Below are 17,347 nucleotides of genomic sequence, written 5' to 3' on the forward strand. Positions count from 1 at the left end.
ACCGGTCGCGACCGGGCATCATCGGGAGCCGGGCTCCTCGGGGCCGAAGGACCTTCGGACGAGCTGCCCGACCTTGCCGGGCACGCCGACGTGCTTGCCGTTCACCTCAAGATCGACTCCTCCGGCGTTGCCGATGGTGACGCGCATCTGCTTGTGCGTCTTCCAGATCGACGTCTGCCCCGCGGGCATCGTGCCGCGGAACATCTGCTTGCCCTTGCCGTCGCTGACCTCGACCCACGAGGGTTTGTTGGCCTTGACCTGGAGCGTCACCAGGTCGCTCACCGGTTTGGCCGCCTTGGGGTTGACGGGCTGCCTGGTCGCGCCCGACCCCTTCGGGGTGGGCGTCGGCTTGAGGTCGGCGCCCGTGGCGAGGGTCTCGCCGGAGCCGCTCATCACCCGGGTCACCCCGAAGACCGCGACGATGGCCAGGGCTATCGCCATCGCGGTGGACCAGTTGGGGCTGCGGCGGTCGCGAAGCTTGATCGTGCTCTCGGCCTGGAAGACCGCCGCCGCGCGCACGGGCCGAGGCACACCACCGTGTTCCTCGTCGAACTGGTGCACGATGGCGTCGGGATCGAGCCCGAGCGTCTTGGCGATGTTGCGGACGTGACCTCTCGCGTAGAAGTCGCCCCCGCAGAGCGAGAAATCGTCCCGCTCCATGGCGTAGATGACCGTTTCCCTGATCCGCGTGCGGCCGCTCAGCTGAGCGACCGTCATGCCTGCCGCGTTGCGTGCCGCGGCCAGCGTCACTCCAATGCTCATACGTCCCCCTCGCCGTGCACCTGCGCTGCGCCCGTATTCCGACGATGCGTAGTCATTCACATTCAACCAGTTACCGAGGGGGACGGTCGCGGAGGGGTCACTCTCCCCGCAAGTCGGCGAGCAGGCCGGGCAGTTCATCGGGTTTCACCATGACCTCGCGGGCCTTGGAGCCTTCGCTCGGGCCGACGACGTTCCTGCTCTCCAGCAGGTCCATCAGGCGGCCGGCCTTGGCGAATCCCACGCGCAGCTTGCGCTGGAGCATCGACGTGGAGCCGAACTGCGTGGAGACGATCAGCTCGGCGGCCTGGACGAGCAGGTCGAGGTCGTCGCCGATGTCCTCGTCGATCTCGCGCTTGGCTGTCGCCACGGCGGCGACGTCGTCGCGGTACTCCACCTGCATCTGCGCCTTGCAGTGGCCGACGACGTCGTTGATCTCCTTCTCCGACAGGAAGGCGTTCTGCAGCCGCATGGGCTTGCTGGCGCCCATCGGCAGGAAGAGCGCGTCGCCCTGCCCGACGAGCTTCTCGGCGCCCGGCTGGTCGAGGATGACCCGGGAGTCGGCGAGCGAGGAGGTCGCGAACGCCAGCCGCGACGGCACGTTCGCCTTGATCAGGCCGGTCACGACGTCGACCGACGGACGCTGGGTGGCGATGACCAGGTGGATGCCCGCGGCGCGCGCGAGCTGGGTGATGCGGACGATGGAGTCCTCGACGTCGCGGGGGGCGACCATCATGAGGTCGGCCAGCTCGTCGATGATGACGAGCAGGTAGGGGTACGGCTGGTAGACCCGCTCGCTCCCGGGAGGGGGCACGAGCTTGCCCGCCCGCACCGCCTTGTTGAACTCGTCCACGTGCCGGAAGCCGCTGGCGGCCAGGTCGTCGTAGCGGCGGTCCATCTCGCCGACGACCCATTCGAGGGCCTCGGCGGCCTTCTTCGGGTTGGTGATGATGGGCGTGATCAGGTGGGGGATGCCCTCGTAGGTGTTCAGCTCCACCCGCTTGGGGTCGACCAGGACCATGCGCACCTCGTCGGGCGTGGCCCGCATGAGGATCGAGGTGATGAGCCCGTTGACGCACACCGACTTGCCCGCGCCGGTGGCGCCCGCGATGAGCAGATGGGGCATCTTGGCCAGATTGGCCACTATGGTGCGGCCCTCCACGTCCTTGCCGAGCCCCACGATCATCGGGTGGTGGTCGGCCTGGGCCACCTGGGAGCGGAGCACGTCGCCCAGGCTGACCAGGTCCTTGTCGGTGTTGGGGATCTCGACCCCGATCGCCGACTTGCCGGGGATCGGGGACAAGATCCGGACATCAGCCGATTTAACGGCATAGGCGATGTTCTTGGTGAGGGCGGTGACCTTCTCGACCTTGACCGCGGGCCCCAGCTCGATCTCGTAGCGCGTGACCGTCGGGCCCCGGGTGAACCCGATCACCTGGGCGTCGATGGCGAACTGCTCCAGGACGCTGGTGAGCGCGTTGACCACGATGGTGTTCGCCTTGGTCTGCGGCTTCGGCGCGCTGCCCGGGCGCAGCGCCTGCAGGTCGGGCAGGGCGTACGGGCCGGCCTGCGGCGAGAGCACGAGCTGCTCGACCTTGCGCGGCGCCGGCGAGGGGTGGGGGGGCTCGGGGACGCGCGGCGGCTCCGGCGGCTCGTCCTCGTCCACCAGGCCCGGCACGATCTCCGGGGAGTGGTCGGAGACCTTGCCGTCGGAGTCCGCGATGAGCGGGGTGTCGTAGGGCTTGATGTGCTCGCCGAGCTCGGGCTCGCCGCCCTTGCCCCCGCCGGAGGACGGGCCTCGGGGCTTGCGGGGGCGCCTGACGCGCTCGCCGGTCTTGGCCGGAGCATCTCCCCCGCTCTTCTGGAAGAGCATGTGCTGGATCTCCGCCAGGCGCTCGGGCACCCGGTGGACGGGGGTCGCGGTGATCACCAGAATCCCGAACCCCGAGAGCAGCAGGAGCAACGGGATCGTGATGAACGCCGGGAGGATGCTGGCCGGCGGCGCCGAGACGATGAACCCGATCATGCCCCCGGCCGCGGACACCTTGTCCATGCCGTCGGTCTTGGCCGGGCCCGAGGGGTACGGCGTGGCGTGCGCGACGTGGATGATGCCGAGCAGGCCGGCCAGCAGCGCGGTCCAGCCGATCATCATGCGGCCGGTGTCGGCGTTCTGGTCGGGATGCCTCAGCAGGCGCCACGCGACCAGCGCGAGCAGGATGGGCACGGACCAGGCCAGGGACCCGAGGGCGCCGCGCATGACGGCGTCGACCACCGTCGCGACCGTCCCGTGGGTGGTGCGCCAGGTCATCGCGGCGAGGACGATCGCCCCGCCCAGCACCGCCAGGCCGAGACCGTCGCGGCGGTGGGCCGGGTCGAGATCGCGCGCCTGCTGCCCGAAGGCGCGCGCGGCGGTGCCGATGCCGTTCGCGAAGAGCAGCCACACGCCGATGAACAACCTGCCGATCACCAGGAAGACCCAGCTGATCGGGTCGGGGGGCGCGGATGCCGGACGGCGGGCGGGCGGTCGGCCGCCTGCCCGTGCGCCTGCGGCCCGCGTGCCGGTCGGCCGCTTGGCGGGGGACGTACGCGACGACGTGGACCGCTTCGCCGACCCCTTTGGGGTGCTTTTCGACGTACGGGTGGCCATGGTACCGAGGGTACGCATGAGGCGGGCTTGACGCTCGGGGGCGCGCCGGGGCTTCACGGGATTGTGTTCTATGTATTGACATCGCGTTTCATGTAATGGAATCTCCATCCAACGGGACGTTGGAAGGAGGAGCGATGTCCGCACTCGACTGGACCGTGCTGGGCGCCTACTTCGTGGTCATGGTCGTCATCGGGGTGTGGTCGAAGAACCGCATCAGGACCGTCATCGACTACTTCACGGCCGGGGGCAGGATCCCCTGGTGGCTCTCGGGGATCTCGCACCACATGTCGGGCTACAGCGCGGTCATGTTCGTGGCGTTCGCGGCCGTCGCCTACGACTACGGGCTGACCGTCTACGTCTGGTGGGCGATGACGATCGGCATCGGCGTCGGCATCGGGGCCTTCCTGTTCGCCGCCCGGTGGAACCGGCTCGCGGTGATCACCCGTGACATCCTGCCCGTCTTCGTGCGGCGGGTCAGGACGCTGACCGCCGAGGGCGCGCTCAGGCTGGCCCGGGTCACGACGTTCCTGTTCGTGGCGGTCAGCATGACGATCGCGATCGCCACCCAGGGCCAGGGGGTGGTGCTGAAGATCGTCGTGGACGTCGTGGCCGCCACCATGGGGCCGATCTCGATCCCGCTGATGCTCGGCCTGCTCCCGTGGTTCAAGCGCAGCGGCCCGACGGCGGCCATCGTCTCCTGGGCGGCCGGCCTCGGCGTCTGGGCCGTGATCAAATGGGTGATCGCCTCGGGGAACCAGACCCTGGTGGTCGCGGCGCCGCTGGTGACGTCCCTGGTGCTGTACGTCCTCATCGGCTTGCTGAGGCCGGAGAACCGCCCCGACCGCGACGAGCTGGTGGACTCGCTCGGCACCGACCCGGCGACGGACCGCGCCAGGGTGACCGCGTAGTTGGGCGCCCGCACGGCTCGCACAGGTGGCCTGGGAGAGATGACCGCCCCTCCCAGGCCATTTATCAGCTTTTATTGTTACTTATCGGACTCCATGGTGCCGCCGTTGGCCACGTCGGACTTCTCGATCTCCCAGAAGACGATGCGGACGGACTCCCTGCGCGCCTTGAGAATGTCGACGGCGGCTTCCGTCACGGCGGCCACGAAGTCGCGGCGCTGGTCCATGGTCCGCCCCGACAGCATTTCCACGGTGATGTTCGGCATGATGTCCTCCGATTCGACGTCTGTTGCATCACATGAAATCAAATTCCGCTACATGAACCAAGAAGGAGTTCGTCGTGGACGTGATGGTGATCGGTGAGCCGCTGGTCGAGTTCTCGGCGTCCGCTCCCCTGACCGAGGCGGACACCTTTCACCTCTCCTTCTCCGGTGACGCGCTGAACGCCGCCGTCGCGGCGGCGGCGACCGGCGCGCACGTCGCCCTGGTGACGCTGGTGGGCGAGGACGAGTTCGGCGAGCGGCTGATCCGGTTCGCCGCCGCCCACGGCGTCGACACCCGCTGGATGCGCCGCGGCCCCGGCTCCACCGGCGCCTACGCCGTGGGCGCCGACCCGAGCGGGGAGCGCGCCTTCGGCTACATGCGGGCGTGCAGCGCTGCCACGAGGATGGGCCCCTCGGACGTCTCGGCGACGCCGCTGGCGCAGACCTCCGTCCTGCTCGTCAGCGGTGTCACCGCCGCCCTGTCGGCCTCCTGCGCCCACGCGGTGCTCCACGCCGCCGAGATCGTGCACGAGGCGGGGGGCAAGGTCGTCTACGACCCGAACTACCGCTCCCGGCTCACCAGCGCCGAGGCGGCGGCCGGCGCGCTCGCGGCGATCGCCCCGTACGCCGCCCTGGTGACCCCCTCGTGCCCCGGCGACAGCCTGCCTCTGCTCGGTACCGGGGACCCCGCCGAGGCCGTACGGGCGTGCCTGGGGCTCGGCGCGCGGGCCGTGGCCGTCACCCGGGGAGCCGACGGGGTCCTGCTCGGCGAGCGGAACGCGGGGCCGCCCGTGGAGATCCCCGCCGTCCCCGCGGGGGTGATCGTGGACCAGACCGGGGCGGGCGACGCCTTCGCCGGGACGGTCGCGGCCAGGCTCTCGGCCGGAGCCCCCCTGCGCGAGGCCGTACGGGCGGGCACGGCCGCCGCTGCCGTCAGCCTGGAGGGACAGGGAGGCACGGGCCGGGTCGCCACGCCCGAGGACATCCGGCGGCTGCTCGGAGAGCTTTCGGGAACCTCGGACGCGCCCTCGGCGTGAGCCGCCGCGGGTCGCGGGTCAGCGGGTGACGGCCGCGGCGGGAGCGCCGAGGGCGAGAGAGACCTCGCGGGCGGCGGCGGTGACCACGGGCGCGAGATCCTCCAGCACCTCGCGCTCCATGTCCATGGCGAGCGAGGAGATCGAGATGCCGCCGAGCACCCGGCCCGTGTGGTCGAAGACGGCCGCGCCGACGCAGCGGATGCCGGGCTCGTTCTCCTCGTCGTCCATGGCGTAGCCGCGTGCCCGCACCTTGCCGAGGTGGGCCAGCAGGTCATCGACGCCCGTCAGGGTCGCGGGCGTCAGCCGGGGCAGGCCGGCGCGCCCGGCGACGGCGCGGACCTCGTCGTCGGTCAGCTCGGCGAGGATCGCCTTGCCGATGGCGGTGCTGTGCAGGCGCAGGCTCATGCCCACGCGGGAGGGCATCTGGTAGGGCCTGCGGCCCTCCAGCTTGTCGACGTAGACCGCCTCGTCACCGCTGCGGATGCCGAAGTGGGTGGTGTAGCCGGTGCGCTCGTGCAGGGCGCGCAGGGCGGCGGACGCCTGCCGCGAGGGATCGAAGCGGCTCATGACCTTGCCCGCCAGGGTGAGGATGCGCGGCCCGGGCTCGTACCCCCCGGCGCCGTCGGGACGGGCGAACCCCCACTCGACGAGCGACTGCAGGATGCGGTGGACGGTCGACTTGGAGACGCCGGTCGCCGCGGCGATGTCGGTCACGCGGTGGTGCTCGGCGATCGCCTCGAACACCGCCAGCGCCTTGTCGATGGAGCTGCCTTCCCTGACCACGCCCCGAGCCTACTAACAGGCATCCCGTAGTACGGTCCACGCCGGCCTCCTCACCGGGCGAGCCAGCCGCCGTCGACGGCCAGCACGTGGCCGTTGACGTAGTCGGAGGCGCGCGAGGCCAGGAAGACCGAGGCTCCCACGAGGTCCTCGGGCGTGCCCCAGCGCCCCGCCGGGATCCTGGCCCTGATCGCGGGCTCGCGGCTCGGGTCCTCGCGCAGCGCGCCGGTGTTGCCGGTGGCGACGTACCCCGGGGCGATCGCGTTGACCTGCACGCCGCCCGCGGCCCACTCGCAGGCCAGCGCCCGGGTCAGGCCCGCGACGGCGTGCTTGGCCGCGGTGTACCCGGGCACGTTGATCCCGCCCTGGAACGACAGCATTGACGCGATCATGATGATCTTGCCGGAGCCCCGGCCCAGCATGGGGCGGCCGAAGGCCTGGGTGAGCAGGAAGGCCGCGTCGAGGTCGACGTCGAGCACGGCCCGCCAGTCGGTGTAGGCGTGCTCGGCCGCGGGGGCCCTGCGGATGATGCCGGCGTTGTTGACCAGGATGTCCACGCGGTGCCGCGCGAGGAGCTCCTCGGCCGCCCGGGGCAGCCCGGCGAGGTCCGACAGGTCGAGGATCCATCGCCATGCCTCACGGCCCGTCTTGCGGACCTCGGCCTCCACCTCGTCGAGGTCGTCGCGGTGGCCGTGCAGGACGACGTCGGCCCCCGCCCTGGCGAGTCCCGCCGCGATCGCGCGGCCGATGCCGGTGCGGGTGCCGGTGACCAGCGCCGTCCTGCCTTCGAGCGAGAACATCACCGCATCGCGCCGATCGCGACCTGCTCCACGTCATCGTAGGCCTGGTTCTCGCCGCCCATCGCCCAGACGAAGGCGTAGTTGCGGGTGCCGAAGCCGCAGTGCACCGACCAGGAGGGCGAGATCACGGCCTGGCGGTTCGCCACGATCAGGTTGCGGGTCTCGTCCGGCTCGCCCATGAGGTGGACCACCCGCTGGTCGTCGGGGAGGTCGAAGTAGAGGTAGATCTCGGTGCGCCGCTCGTGGGTGTGGCACGGCATGGTGTTCCACATGCTGCCCGGCTCCAGCACGGTGACGCCGAGCACGAGCTGGCAGCTCTGGATGCCCTTGGCGTGGATGTACTTGTTGATCGTGCGGTCGTTCGACCCCTCCTGCGAGCCGAGCCGCACGGGCTCCGCGTCTTCGAGGCCCGCCTTGACCGTCGGATGGGCGGTGTGCGCGGGAGTGGACACCAGGTAGAACGCGCCGCCGGTGAACGCCACCGCACGCGCGCCCCTGCCGACGTACAGGCACTCCTTGGGGCCCAGCTCGTAGGCCGCGCCGTCGACGGTGACGGTGCCGGGGCGGGGGCCGGGTCCGCCCACGTTGACCACGCCGAGCTCGCGGCGTTCGAGGAAGTACTCGGCCCGCAGCGGGTCCGGGCACGGAAGCTCCAGCGGCGTGTCCCCGGCGACCGCGCCGCCGATCACGATGCGGTCCTCGTGGGAGTACACCAGGCGCACCTCGCCGGGCACGAAGAGGTCCTCCGCGAGGAAGCGGCTCCTGAGCCGCTCGGTCGTCATGCCCGGCAACTGGTCCGGTGCGGTCGCGTGCCGTACCTCCACCGCGCCTCCTATTCCGTTACATAGAATGCAGTATTGCTATATAGAACAACTTGGGGCACGGAGAGGTCAAGCCGCGGCGTGACGGGTCTTCAGTACGTGCGGCGGACGCCGCGGGCCGCGACCTCGATGCGGTCGCGCGCCTCCAGCAGGCAGGCCGCGATCTCCTTGTCGCGGCCGGCCGTCAGCCGGGGGACGGGCACCGAGACGCTGACCGCGTCGCGGGGCGGGTAGGCGATGTCGAGCGCGACGCCGAAACAGCGCAGGCCCTCGGTGTTCTCCTCGCGGTCGATGGAGTAACCCCGCTTGCGGATGCGGCGCAGGTCGGCGATGAGCTGGCCCTGGTCGACGATGGTGTTCTTGGTGAGCCGCGGCAGCTCGGCGGGGAGCAGGCGCGACACCGCGACGTCGTCGCGCGTGGCGAGTATCGCCTTGCCGAGCGAGGTGGTGCTGGCCGGGAGGCGGCGGCCGACCCTGGTGAAGGGCCGCAGATAGTGGCGGGAGGCCCGGGTGGCGAGGTAGACGACGTCGAAGTGGTCGAGCCGGGCGAGGTGGACGGTCTCGCCGGTGACCTCGGCGAGCCAGTCGAGCGCGTCGCGCGCGATCTGGACCACCGGGTCACCGTCGATGTAGGTCGCGCCGACCAGCAGGGCGCGCATGCCGATGCGGTAGAGCGTGCCGGTGACGTCGGTCTCGATCCACCCGAGGCCCACCAGCGTGCGGAGCAGCGCGTGGAGGCTGCTCTTGGGGTAGCCGAGCTTGCCCTGCAGGTCAGACAGGCTGTGCAGGCCGGGGTACTGGGCGAAGAAGTCGAGCAGCTCCACGGTCCGCACGGCCGACTTGACGTGCGGCACCGCGGTTCCCTGCTCCGTCATGTACGTCCTCCCTGCGGCACGGTACCTCTATTGTCGCCGGTCATGACTCAATGACGCGACCGCCAACCCAGGCGTACTCCGGATCGGCATGGTCGAGCTCGGGGAACTCCGCCGCGAACGCCTCGGCGTCGTCCCTCGGCTCGTAGCCGAGCGCGGCCCCCGGGGCGGGGTCCCACCAGGCGCGCGTGTTGGCCGAGACGCCCCAGACCTCGGCGTACGTCAGGTCCGGCGCCGTCAGGCACGCGTGGACCAGCCGCACCATGTCACCCGGGCTGATCCAGGTGGACAGCGCGCGGGCGTTGGGCGGGCGCCGGTCGAACGTGCCGATGCGCAGGGACGCCACCCGCATGCCGTATCTGTCGGAGTAGTAGCGGCCGAGCGCCTCCCCGTAGGCCTTGGAGACGCCGTAGTGCGAGTCCGGGGCCACGGGGGTGTCGGCCGGTGCGAGCTCCTGGCGCGGCGTGAAGCCCACGGAGTGGTTGCTGCTGGCGTACACGACGCGCTCGACCCCGGCCCGCCGGGCGGCCTCGAAGACGCGGTAGGTGCCCTCGATGTTGGCCGTGAGCAGTTCCTCGAAGGTCGCGGAGGTCGAGGGGATGCCGGCCAGGTGGACGACGGCCGTGATCCCCTTCATGGCCTCCTCCAGCACCGCCGAGTCCGATATATCCCCACAAATCACTTCATGCTGGGGATTATTGATGGGAATTCTGTCCAGGAGCCTCAGCGTGTGGCCGTGCTCGGGAAGTCCGCCGGTCAGGCACGCGCCGATGCGGCCCGCGGCACCGGTCAAGAGAACGTTTTTCACCATGTCGCCACCGTATGGGCGGCGATGTGGTCCAGGTCAAGATCGTCGCCCAAGCCCGGCCGTACGGGCAGCGAGACGTTCCCGGATTCGTCCAGCGGGTCGACGATCGAGCGAAGGTGCGGCGGGGGGTCGTCGTAGTCCGAATGCGGGTGGAGCAGGCCGCGCTCGTACCACTGCCCGCACAGGGAGGCCCCGATGACGGCCAGCGCCCCCGAGCCGTTGCCGTGGATCTCGCAGCCCATGCCGAACGACTCGGCCGTGTGCACGGCCTTCAGCGCCGGGATGATCCCGCCCGAGCCGACCACGCCGACGCGCAGGATGTCGCACGCGCCCGCCGCCACCCACTCGCCCCGCGCCATGTGCTTGCCCCAGGAGGTCTCCGGGCCCAGGATCGGGGTCGCGAGCTGGTCCGCGAGCCATCTGTACGACTGCACCGACGCCTCCTCCATCGGCTCCTCGTACCACGCGAAGTCCAGCTCGTCGAGGGCACGGCCGAGCCTGAGCGCCTCCGTACGGCTGTACCAGTGGTTGCTGTCGAGCATCAGCGCGACGTCGGGGCCGACCGCCTCGCGCACGACCGCGCAGGCCTTGATGTCCAGGTCGACGCCGTGCCGCATCGGGGGCATCCAGGTGTGGAGCTTGATGCCCCGGTAGCCCCGCGCGACCAGGTCCTTGGCGAAGTCCGCGTAGTCGGAGAACGACGCGAGGCCGCCCGGGATGTCGTCGCCGCACATGGTGCTGGCGTAGGCGGGGATCGTGGACCGCGCGCCGCCGAGCAGCTTCCAGACGGGAAGGCCCAGTTTGCGGCCCGCCAGGTCCCACAGCGCCTGGTCCACGGTGCTGAGCAGGCGGTCGGTGAGGTTGCCGTGCGCCCCTCGCTGCCGCCGCGCGACCGCGTGCCACAGGCGCTCGCGGTCCAGGCTGTCCTGGCCGGCCAGCACCGGGCGCACGTGGGCCCGGATCATGCTGTCCCTGAGCGTTTCGGCCTGGCCCAGGCAGTACCCCTTGGCACCGTCGCTGTCGGTGATCTCCAGCAGGGCCTCGCTGACCTCCCGTGGCGGGCCTGGATGCCGGTGCCCGTGCCCGTCCACCACCGACTTGGCGACGGTGGTGAACACCGTGACGGTGACCCGCTCGATGACGGCCATGACGTTCCTCTCCTCAGTGCTGCCGGTGCTGCCTTTCCGTACGTCGCCAGGGGGCGGGGGCTGGCGCCCGCGGTCAGGTGGCGCGCGCCCGCCCCGGCCCGTGACCGGCTAGGAGTGCGACTGCTTCCACTCCGCCTGCGCCTCGGTGAGCTTCTGGGCCATCGTGTCCAGAAACTCCTGCGGCTTCATCTGGCCGAGGAGCACCTTCTGGAACAGCGGCTCGGTGTCGGCCTTGGTGATCGAGGAGAACTGCGGCAGGTAGTAGGGCGGCGAGACGACCACCGTGCCCGGGTCGCCGAGCACCTCGACCGCGTTCCTGAGGTACGGCCGCTCGTTCAGCCAGGAGTCGCCCTGGGCGTCGGTGTTCGCCGGGATCTGTCCGGTCTGCTGGTTCCAGTAGCTGTTGCTCTCCTTGGAGACCAGGAAGTCCACGAACTTCCAGGCCGCCTCCTTGTGCTCGCTGTTCTTGAACACCGCGAACCCGTCGACGGGGTTGGCCACGATGGTGCGCTTGCCCGACACCCCCACGGGCATCGGGAAGGCGTCGATCTTGTCCGCGCCGAACGCCTTCACGTGGTCGTTGTACGACCCGAGGTTGTGGTGCATCATCGCGACCTTGCCGCTGGTGAACTGGGCCACCATCTTCGGGAAGTCGTTGGTGACGTCGGCCTCCGGGGTGTCCTTCTTGTACAGCGCGGCGATCTTGGCGACCAGTTCGACGTTCTTCGGGTCGTTCACGGTGCTCTTGCCGGAGGCGTCGAAGAACTCGGTGACGCCCGAGTACGCGTAGGCCTCGGCCAGAAGCTGGAAGATCGAGCCCGCGCCGCCGCGGATGGTCCATCCGTACTGGTCGGGGGCCTTGGTCAGCTTGTCCACGGCGGTGAAGAACGCGTCCCAGGTCTTCGGCGCCTCGACCCCCGCCGCGGCCAGCTTCTCCTTCTGGTACCAGACGACGTCGAGGTTGGAGGTGGCCGGCACCAGGTAGAGCTTGCCGTCCGGGGTGGTCTGCTTGATCGAGGTGAGCATGCTGCCGAGCAGCTTGCCGTTCGCGGGGCTCTTGGCCAGCCAGTCGTCGGCCGGTTCGAGCGCCTGCTGGCCCGTCAGGTTGGCGAGGTAGCTGGTGGTGACGCCGCCGACGTCGGGCGTCTCGCCGCCCGCGACCGCGGTGTCGTACTTCTGCTGGACGGAGGCGATGGGGATGCCGACGTACTCGACGTGGATCGTGGGGTTAGCCTTCTCGAACCGCTTGATCAGCTCCTGGTAGATGGGCGTGCGCACCCCTCCGTTGTTGTCCCAGAAGGTGATCGTCGTCTTGTCCGGTGCCCCGCCTCCGGCGGAGTCCGAACCGCAGGCCGTCGCGGTCACGGACAGGGCGAGGACGGCGACGGCGGCCGCGCGGACCTTCGTGATGGTTCTCATGGGTGGTGTCCTCCAGGCGGGGGGTGCTATCCCTTGACGGCACCGGCGCTGATGCCGGACACGAGATAGCGCTGAATCACTGCGAACACGCAGACGACCGGTACGGCCGCTACCACGCCACCCGCCGCCAGGGCTCCGAAGTCGGCGCTGTACTCGCCGATGGTGTAGCTGAGGCCGACGGGGATCGTGAAGTTGTCCTGCCTGCTGATGAACATCAGCGCGAACAGGAAGTTGTTCCAGGTGTGGATGAAGGCGAACGAGCCCACGGCGATGAGCCCCGGCCGGAGCTGCGGCAGCACGACCGCGAAGAACGCCCGCATCCGCGTGCAGCCGTCGACCAGCGCCGCCTCCTCCACCTGGAAGGGGACCGCGGTGACGAACCCGCTCATCAAGATGATCGACAGCGGCAGGTTGAACACCGTGTCGGCGACCACCAGGCTCCACAGGGAGTTGATGAGCCCAAGCCCCCTGAAGATTGTGAACAGGGGGATCAGCATCATGGCGCCGGGGATGAACTGCGTACACAACAGCGCGATCATGAAGAACGTACGGCCGCGGAAGCGGAACCGCGCCAGCGCGTAGCCGCCCATCAGGGCGACCACCGTGGTGAAGAACAGCGACAGCACGCCGACGATCACGCTGTTCTTGAAGAAGACGGCGTAGCCGATGTCATTCCACACGGTGTCGAAGTGCTCGAAGGTGACCGGCCACGGCACCGGCGCGGTCGAGCCCGTGGGCCGCAGCGCGAAGACGATCATCCAGTAGAACGGGACCAGCGTGAAGACCAGGTAGAGCACCAGCGGGACGTACAGGCGGAGCACCCTGCCGGGGTCCCTCCGGCGCGAGCCGGGGGCCGCGCCCGTCCGCGCGTGGGCGGGGCGTCGCGCGATCACCTCGGTTGCCATGGAACCGTCCCTCATCCCTTGTGGTCCGCGCCGAACCGGCTCAGCCGGAGGTAGAGGAGCGAGCAGAACAGCAGGATCACGAACCCGGCCGTCGTGAGCGCGGAGCCGTACCCGAAGTCCTTGGAGTCGATCGCGCGCTGGGCCACGTACAGCGGGAGCGTGGTGGTGACCTGCGCCGGCCCGCCCCCGGTCAGCGTGTAGATCAGGTCGACGTTGTTGAACTCCCAGACCGAGCGCAGCAGCGTGGCCAGCACGATGGCGTCCCGCAGGTGCGGGAGCGTGACGTGGAAGAAGCGCCGCGTACGGCCGGCCCCGTCGACCGCCGCCGCCTCGTACAGCTCTCCTGGGATGCCCTGCAGCCCGGCGAGCAGCAGGATCGCGAAGAACGGCACGCCGCGCCACAGCTCGGTGATGACCACCGCGCCGAAGACGGTGTCCGGGTTGCCGAGCACGGCGGCCTCGGGGGCGCCGAGGTAGCGCACGATGCCGGTGGTGGGGTTGTAGAGCAGGATCCAGATGCCCGTGGTGAGCACCCCGGAGACCGCCCACGGCGAGAACACCATCGAGCGGGCGAGCCCCCGGCCGATGAAACTTTCATTCACCATGAGCGCCAGGGCGAGTCCGAGCAGGAGCTGCAGAACGATCTCGACGACCACCCACTTGGCGGTGAAGCCCAGGCTGGACCAGAACAGCGGGTCGTGGAACAGCATCTCCCTGAAGTTGTCCAGGCCGGCGAACCCGTTGGCCCATGGCTTGGTCAGGTTGTAGTGCCGCAAGCTGTAGTACAGGACGCTGCCGATGGGGTAGACGAGGAACACCGCGATCAGCAGCACCGTCGGTGAGATCAGCAGGTACGGGGCCCAGCGCAGGGCCCGCGGGCGTCCCCTCGCCTGGGGTGTGCTGGCCAAAGCCACCTCGCACTCCGTTCCGTCGGGCAACGTGACACATTCTTGAATGACGTTCACACTTGTGTACGCGCCGTCAACGTAGGAACGCGACACGCGAACTGTCAACCCTTCGCCAGGTAACCAAAGCATTTCGAACGCGTGGCAGCCGCGTTCGCGCCGCTCCCTTGACTGGCGGGGGGTGTCGGCCATACGTTCCATGTGTTCATATACGTGAATACAGTTCTTGAATGTGTACGCGAGAGAGGACCGCATGACTGCGCTGGTGGATCGGCTCGACGGGCTGCTGTTCTTCCCCGTCACACCGTGCGACGACCGGGAGCGGCTGAACCTCGATGCCTTCCGCCTGCACGTGCGCGAAGGCGTGGCGGCGGGTTGCGGCGCGGTGTTCGCCTGCTGCGGCACGGGCGAGTTCCCCTCGCTGAGCCTGGACGACTACGCGGCCTGCGTCGCCGCCGCCGTCGAGGAGAGCGCCGGGCGCGTGCCCGTCGTGGCGGGCACGGGGTACGGGACGGCGCTGGCGTCGCGGTTCTCCGCGGCGGCGGAGGCGGCGGGGGCCGACGGCCTGCTCGCCCTGCCGCCCTACTTGATCCAGGCCGACCAGGAGGGGCTGCGCCGCCACTACGAGGCCCTGGCCGACGCCTCCGGGCTGCCCGTCATCCTCTACCAGCGGGACAACGCCATCTTCGAGCCGGACACCGTCGTCGCCCTGGCCCGCCATCCCCGCATCGTGGGCTTCAAGGACGGATACGGCGACCTCGACCTGCTCCAGCGCACCATCAGCGCGGTCCGCTCGGCCTCGGGCGAGCTGCTCTACTTCAACGGCCTGCCCACGGCCGAGATGTCGGCGCTCGCCTACCGGGGGCTCGGCATCACCCGATACTCCTCGGCCGTCTTCTGCTTCGTGCCGACCGTCGCGCTGGCCTTTCACCGGGCGCTGGTCGGCGGCGACGACGCCACGGTCGACCTGCTGATCGACGAGTTCTACCGGCCGCTGGTCGAGCTGCGCCGCCAGGGCTCCGGGTACGCCGTGTCGCTCGTCAAGGCCGGCGTGCGGTTGCGAGGGCTCGACGTGGGCCCCCCGCGCGTCCCGCTCGCCGAGCCCGCCCCCGAACACGTCAAGCGACTCGCGGAGCTGGTCGAGCGCGCCCTTGAGGTGATCGAGGGTCGCTGACCCCCGCGCCTGGGCGCCGCGTCTCGGGGAGGCCCCCACCGGGGACCCCGCCGCGGCGCGCCCGCACGGGCCCCGACCCCCTGGAGGCTCCCTCGGCCAGAGGCGGGCCTCCCTGACCCAGGAGGTACCGATCCCTTGAGAACACCTTGGAGAACGACGGCCGTGCTCGCGTCCGGCCTGTGCGCGGTGGCGCTCGCGACCGCGCCCGTGCCGGCCTCGGCTTCCACCGAGACGCCGCTGGGGCGGCGCACGCTGCCCGCCAATGACGGATGGGCCGCCGCGACCACCGGCACGACCGGCGGCTCGGCGGCCGACGACGCCCACGTCTACACCGTCCGAAACCGCAAGGAGCTGGTCGCGGCCCTGGCCGGAGGCGACAGGACACCGAAGATCATCTATGTGAAGGGCGTCATCGACGGGAACACCGACGACTCCGGCGCCAAGCTCGGCTGCGACGACTACGCGGTGGGCGGCTACACCCTCCCTGCGTACCTCGCGGCCTACGACCCGGCGGTGTGGGGCCGAGACACCGAGCCGTCCGGTCCACTGGAGGACGCGCGCGCCGCCTCGGCGGCCAGGCAGACGGCGCACGTCAAGCCGAAGGTGGGCTCCAACACCACCATCGCCGGCGTCGGCCATGCCGTGATCAAGGGCCTCAACCTGCACGTCGACAAGGCCGACAACGTCATCATCAGGAACATCACGTTCCAGGACGCCTACGACTGCTTCCCCCAGTGGGACCCGACCGACGGCGACGAGGGCAACTGGAACTCCCTCTACGACAACATCTCGGTCACCGGCTCCACGCACGTCTGGGCCGACCACAACAGCTTCGACGACGGCGGAAACCCCGACTCCGCGCAGCCGCTGTACTTCGGGCGGCCCTACCAGGTACACGACGGCGAGCTCGACATCACCAACGGGGCGGACCTCGCCACGGTGTCGTGGAACCGGTTCGCCGGCCACGACAAGACCATGCTGATCGGCTCCACCAACAACCCGGCCACCGACTCAGGCAAGCTCAACGTGACCGTTCACCACAACGTGTTCGACACCATCTTGCAGAGGGCGCCGCGCGTGAGGTTCGGCCGGGTACACGTCTACGACAACTTCTACAACGTCCCCGCCGGCGCGGGGTACGTCTACAGCTTCGGCGTCGGCGTGCAGTCGAAGATCTACGCCGAGAACAACTACTTCCGCCTCGGCTCGGGCGTCGGCGCGGACCAGATCATCTACAACTGGGGCGGCACCGCGATCCACGCCACGGGCACGCTCGTGACCAGCGGCGCCACGACGCGCCAGGTCGACATCCTGGCGGCCCACAACGCCACCCACGACCCCGACCTGTCCGGCGACGCCGGCTGGACCCCGACCCTGCACACCAAGGTCGACCCGGCGCTCGTGGTGGCCCTCAAGGTGCCGCTCCTGGCGGGCGCCGGACGCCTGCTCTGACCTTTCGCCCCGTGGACCGTCACGCCGGTGGGCGGCGTGACGGTCCACGTGCACGGGGTCAGGAGATCTCTGCCAGCCAGCGCTCGTGGGCCCCCGAGAAGGGCGGCAGGCGATCGTGGACGGCGGTCATCAGCCACGCGGCCGAACGCTCCGCCTGGGCGATGACCTCTCCGGTATACGCGTAGCGGACCTGGTGCTCGGCGAACTCGTCCTCGTCGTCGAGCAGGACCCGCCCGTCGCGCATCCGGATCACGTCGAGGTCGAGGTCGACCATCGTCACCTGCCCGTCGCGCCACTCAGGGACGGTCGTGATGTCGCAGTAGATCGACGCCTTGCTCGGCACGCCGTTGAAGGTGGCGGTCCACCACAGCCCCCGTGGGAACAGCATGACGAAGGGCTGCGGCCAGACGACCGGCGGCTCGCCGCCCCGGCTGCCGCTGGTGCCGGCCGGGCAGCCGGTCCAGACGCCGTGCTCGTCCTCCCCCAGCAGCCGTGCCCCGTGGTGCCAGTGCAGTGATCCGTCGAACTTTGTGTAGACGATGTCGACCGCTGTGCCGGTGATGTCCGCCCCGCGGGCTTGGACGCTCACCGGCGATCAGCTCGTTTCGCGCGCATGCGGCTCCTCGTGCGTGGCTGAAGTCCTCCCGCACGG

General features: G+C 70.0%; 17 protein-coding genes. 4 read left to right on the plus strand and 13 right to left on the minus strand.

Translation table 11 applies throughout. The features are described from left to right. Positions 1–18: 18 nt before the first annotated feature. On the minus strand, positions 19–762 hold the full coding sequence (locus ACGFIV_RS02855) for a helix-turn-helix domain-containing protein (RefSeq protein WP_358549804.1): 744 nt from the start codon (positions 760–762) through the stop codon (positions 19–21). A gap of 97 nt (positions 763–859) precedes the next feature. Continuing rightward, positions 860–3,406 (minus strand): DNA translocase FtsK 4TM domain-containing protein, encoded by a 2,547-nt coding sequence (locus tag ACGFIV_RS02860; protein ID WP_392831384.1) that lies wholly within the window; start codon positions 3,404–3,406, stop codon positions 860–862. Positions 3,407–3,540: 134 nt separating this feature from the next. On the opposite strand from ACGFIV_RS02860, the gene ACGFIV_RS02865 reads away from it, so the two are divergent. Continuing rightward, positions 3,541–4,314 (plus strand): hypothetical protein, encoded by a 774-nt coding sequence (locus tag ACGFIV_RS02865; protein ID WP_358549808.1) that lies wholly within the window; start codon positions 3,541–3,543, stop codon positions 4,312–4,314. 77 nt (positions 4,315–4,391) lie between these two features. On the opposite strand, the gene ACGFIV_RS02870 is transcribed toward ACGFIV_RS02865, so the two are convergent. Continuing rightward, positions 4,392–4,577, minus strand: a complete 186-nt coding sequence (locus ACGFIV_RS02870) for a tautomerase family protein (protein ID WP_358549810.1) — start codon at positions 4,575–4,577, stop codon at positions 4,392–4,394. An 83-nt stretch (positions 4,578–4,660) separates the two neighbouring features. Here ACGFIV_RS02870 and ACGFIV_RS02875 point away from each other — a divergent pair, with 83 nt between their 5' ends. Next, a complete protein-coding gene (locus tag ACGFIV_RS02875; protein ID WP_358549888.1) occupies positions 4,661–5,611 on the plus strand; it encodes a sugar kinase in 951 nt (316 codons plus the stop codon). An 18-nt stretch (positions 5,612–5,629) separates the two neighbouring features. Here the strand turns inward: ACGFIV_RS02875 and ACGFIV_RS02880 are convergent, their stop codons facing one another. The 9 genes from ACGFIV_RS02880 to ACGFIV_RS02920 all read right to left on the minus strand — a co-directional run bounded on the left by ACGFIV_RS02880 (position 5,630) and on the right by ACGFIV_RS02920 (position 14,078). Continuing rightward, positions 5,630–6,394 (minus strand): IclR family transcriptional regulator, encoded by a 765-nt coding sequence (locus tag ACGFIV_RS02880; protein ID WP_358549812.1) that lies wholly within the window; start codon positions 6,392–6,394, stop codon positions 5,630–5,632. A gap of 50 nt (positions 6,395–6,444) precedes the next feature. Further along, positions 6,445–7,191 carry an SDR family oxidoreductase gene (locus ACGFIV_RS02885; protein WP_358549814.1) on the minus strand — a complete coding sequence of 249 codons (747 nt, stop codon included), beginning with the start codon at positions 7,189–7,191 and terminating at the stop codon, positions 6,445–6,447. Further along, the gene (gene kduI / locus ACGFIV_RS02890; RefSeq protein ID WP_358549816.1) at positions 7,191–8,015 is read right to left on the minus strand and encodes a 5-dehydro-4-deoxy-D-glucuronate isomerase; all 825 of its coding nucleotides are present in this window, start codon (positions 8,013–8,015) and stop codon (positions 7,191–7,193) included. The genes ACGFIV_RS02885 and kduI overlap by 1 nt, the downstream gene beginning before the upstream one ends. Positions 8,016–8,104: 89 nt before the next feature. Next, on the minus strand, positions 8,105–8,887 hold the full coding sequence (locus ACGFIV_RS02895) for an IclR family transcriptional regulator (RefSeq protein WP_392831390.1): 783 nt from the start codon (positions 8,885–8,887) through the stop codon (positions 8,105–8,107). Positions 8,888–8,927: 40 nt separating this feature from the next. Then, positions 8,928–9,695, minus strand: coding sequence for an NAD(P)-dependent oxidoreductase (locus tag ACGFIV_RS02900; protein WP_358549820.1), 768 nt, complete (start codon positions 9,693–9,695; stop codon positions 8,928–8,930). Beyond that, a complete protein-coding gene (locus tag ACGFIV_RS02905) occupies positions 9,689–10,840 on the minus strand; it encodes an enolase C-terminal domain-like protein (protein WP_358549822.1) in 1,152 nt (383 codons plus the stop codon). The genes ACGFIV_RS02900 and ACGFIV_RS02905 overlap by 7 nt, the downstream gene beginning before the upstream one ends. 108 nt (positions 10,841–10,948) lie before the next feature. Continuing rightward, complete coding sequence (locus ACGFIV_RS02910; protein WP_358549824.1) at positions 10,949–12,259, minus strand: sugar ABC transporter substrate-binding protein; 1,311 nt, start codon at positions 12,257–12,259, stop codon at positions 10,949–10,951. Positions 12,260–12,285: 26 nt separating this feature from the next. Continuing rightward, a complete protein-coding gene (locus ACGFIV_RS02915) occupies positions 12,286–13,164 on the minus strand; it encodes a carbohydrate ABC transporter permease (RefSeq protein ID WP_358549826.1) in 879 nt (292 codons plus the stop codon). Positions 13,165–13,175: 11 nt separating this feature from the next. After that, a complete protein-coding gene (locus ACGFIV_RS02920) occupies positions 13,176–14,078 on the minus strand; it encodes a sugar ABC transporter permease (RefSeq protein ID WP_358549828.1) in 903 nt (300 codons plus the stop codon). A gap of 244 nt (positions 14,079–14,322) precedes the next feature. Between ACGFIV_RS02920 and ACGFIV_RS02925 the strand changes: the two genes are divergently transcribed. Further along, on the plus strand, positions 14,323–15,243 hold the full coding sequence (locus ACGFIV_RS02925) for a 5-dehydro-4-deoxyglucarate dehydratase (RefSeq protein ID WP_358549830.1): 921 nt from the start codon (positions 14,323–14,325) through the stop codon (positions 15,241–15,243). 135 nt (positions 15,244–15,378) lie between these two features. Beyond that, entirely contained in the window at positions 15,379–16,695 is a 1,317-nt protein-coding gene (locus ACGFIV_RS02930) for a pectate lyase (protein WP_358549832.1), read from the plus strand. A 58-nt stretch (positions 16,696–16,753) separates the two neighbouring features. Here the strand turns inward: ACGFIV_RS02930 and ACGFIV_RS02935 are convergent, their stop codons facing one another. Then, a complete protein-coding gene (locus ACGFIV_RS02935; RefSeq protein WP_358549834.1) occupies positions 16,754–17,284 on the minus strand; it encodes a DUF402 domain-containing protein in 531 nt (176 codons plus the stop codon). Positions 17,285–17,347: the final 63 nt, after the last annotated feature.

The organism is Sphaerisporangium sp. NPDC049003 (assembly GCF_043197795.1).
Taxonomy (GTDB): domain Bacteria; phylum Actinomycetota; class Actinomycetes; order Streptosporangiales; family Streptosporangiaceae; genus Sphaerisporangium.

Bases quoted from the DNA above. Each gene is read 5' to 3' on its own strand.
- ACGFIV_RS02855 (WP_358549804.1), bottom strand. From the start codon at position 762: ATGAGCATTGGAGTGACGCTGGCCGCGGCACGCAACGCGGCAGGCATG.
- ACGFIV_RS02860 (WP_392831384.1), bottom strand. From the start codon at position 3,406: ATGGCCACCCGTACGTCGAAAAGCACCCCAAAGGGGTCGGCGAAGCGG.
- ACGFIV_RS02865 (WP_358549808.1), top strand. From the start codon at position 3,541: ATGTCCGCACTCGACTGGACCGTGCTGGGCGCCTACTTCGTGGTCATG.
- ACGFIV_RS02870 (WP_358549810.1), bottom strand. From the start codon at position 4,577: ATGCCGAACATCACCGTGGAAATGCTGTCGGGGCGGACCATGGACCAG.
- ACGFIV_RS02875 (WP_358549888.1), top strand. From the start codon at position 4,661: ATGGTGATCGGTGAGCCGCTGGTCGAGTTCTCGGCGTCCGCTCCCCTG.
- ACGFIV_RS02885 (WP_358549814.1), bottom strand. From the start codon at position 7,191: ATGTTCTCGCTCGAAGGCAGGACGGCGCTGGTCACCGGCACCCGCACC.
- ACGFIV_RS02895 (WP_392831390.1), bottom strand. From the start codon at position 8,887: ATGACGGAGCAGGGAACCGCGGTGCCGCACGTCAAGTCGGCCGTGCGG.
- ACGFIV_RS02900 (WP_358549820.1), bottom strand. From the start codon at position 9,695: ATGGTGAAAAACGTTCTCTTGACCGGTGCCGCGGGCCGCATCGGCGCG.
- ACGFIV_RS02905 (WP_358549822.1), bottom strand. From the start codon at position 10,840: ATGGCCGTCATCGAGCGGGTCACCGTCACGGTGTTCACCACCGTCGCC.
- ACGFIV_RS02910 (WP_358549824.1), bottom strand. From the start codon at position 12,259: ATGAGAACCATCACGAAGGTCCGCGCGGCCGCCGTCGCCGTCCTCGCC.
- ACGFIV_RS02915 (WP_358549826.1), bottom strand. From the start codon at position 13,164: ATGGCAACCGAGGTGATCGCGCGACGCCCCGCCCACGCGCGGACGGGC.
- ACGFIV_RS02925 (WP_358549830.1), top strand. From the start codon at position 14,323: ATGACTGCGCTGGTGGATCGGCTCGACGGGCTGCTGTTCTTCCCCGTC.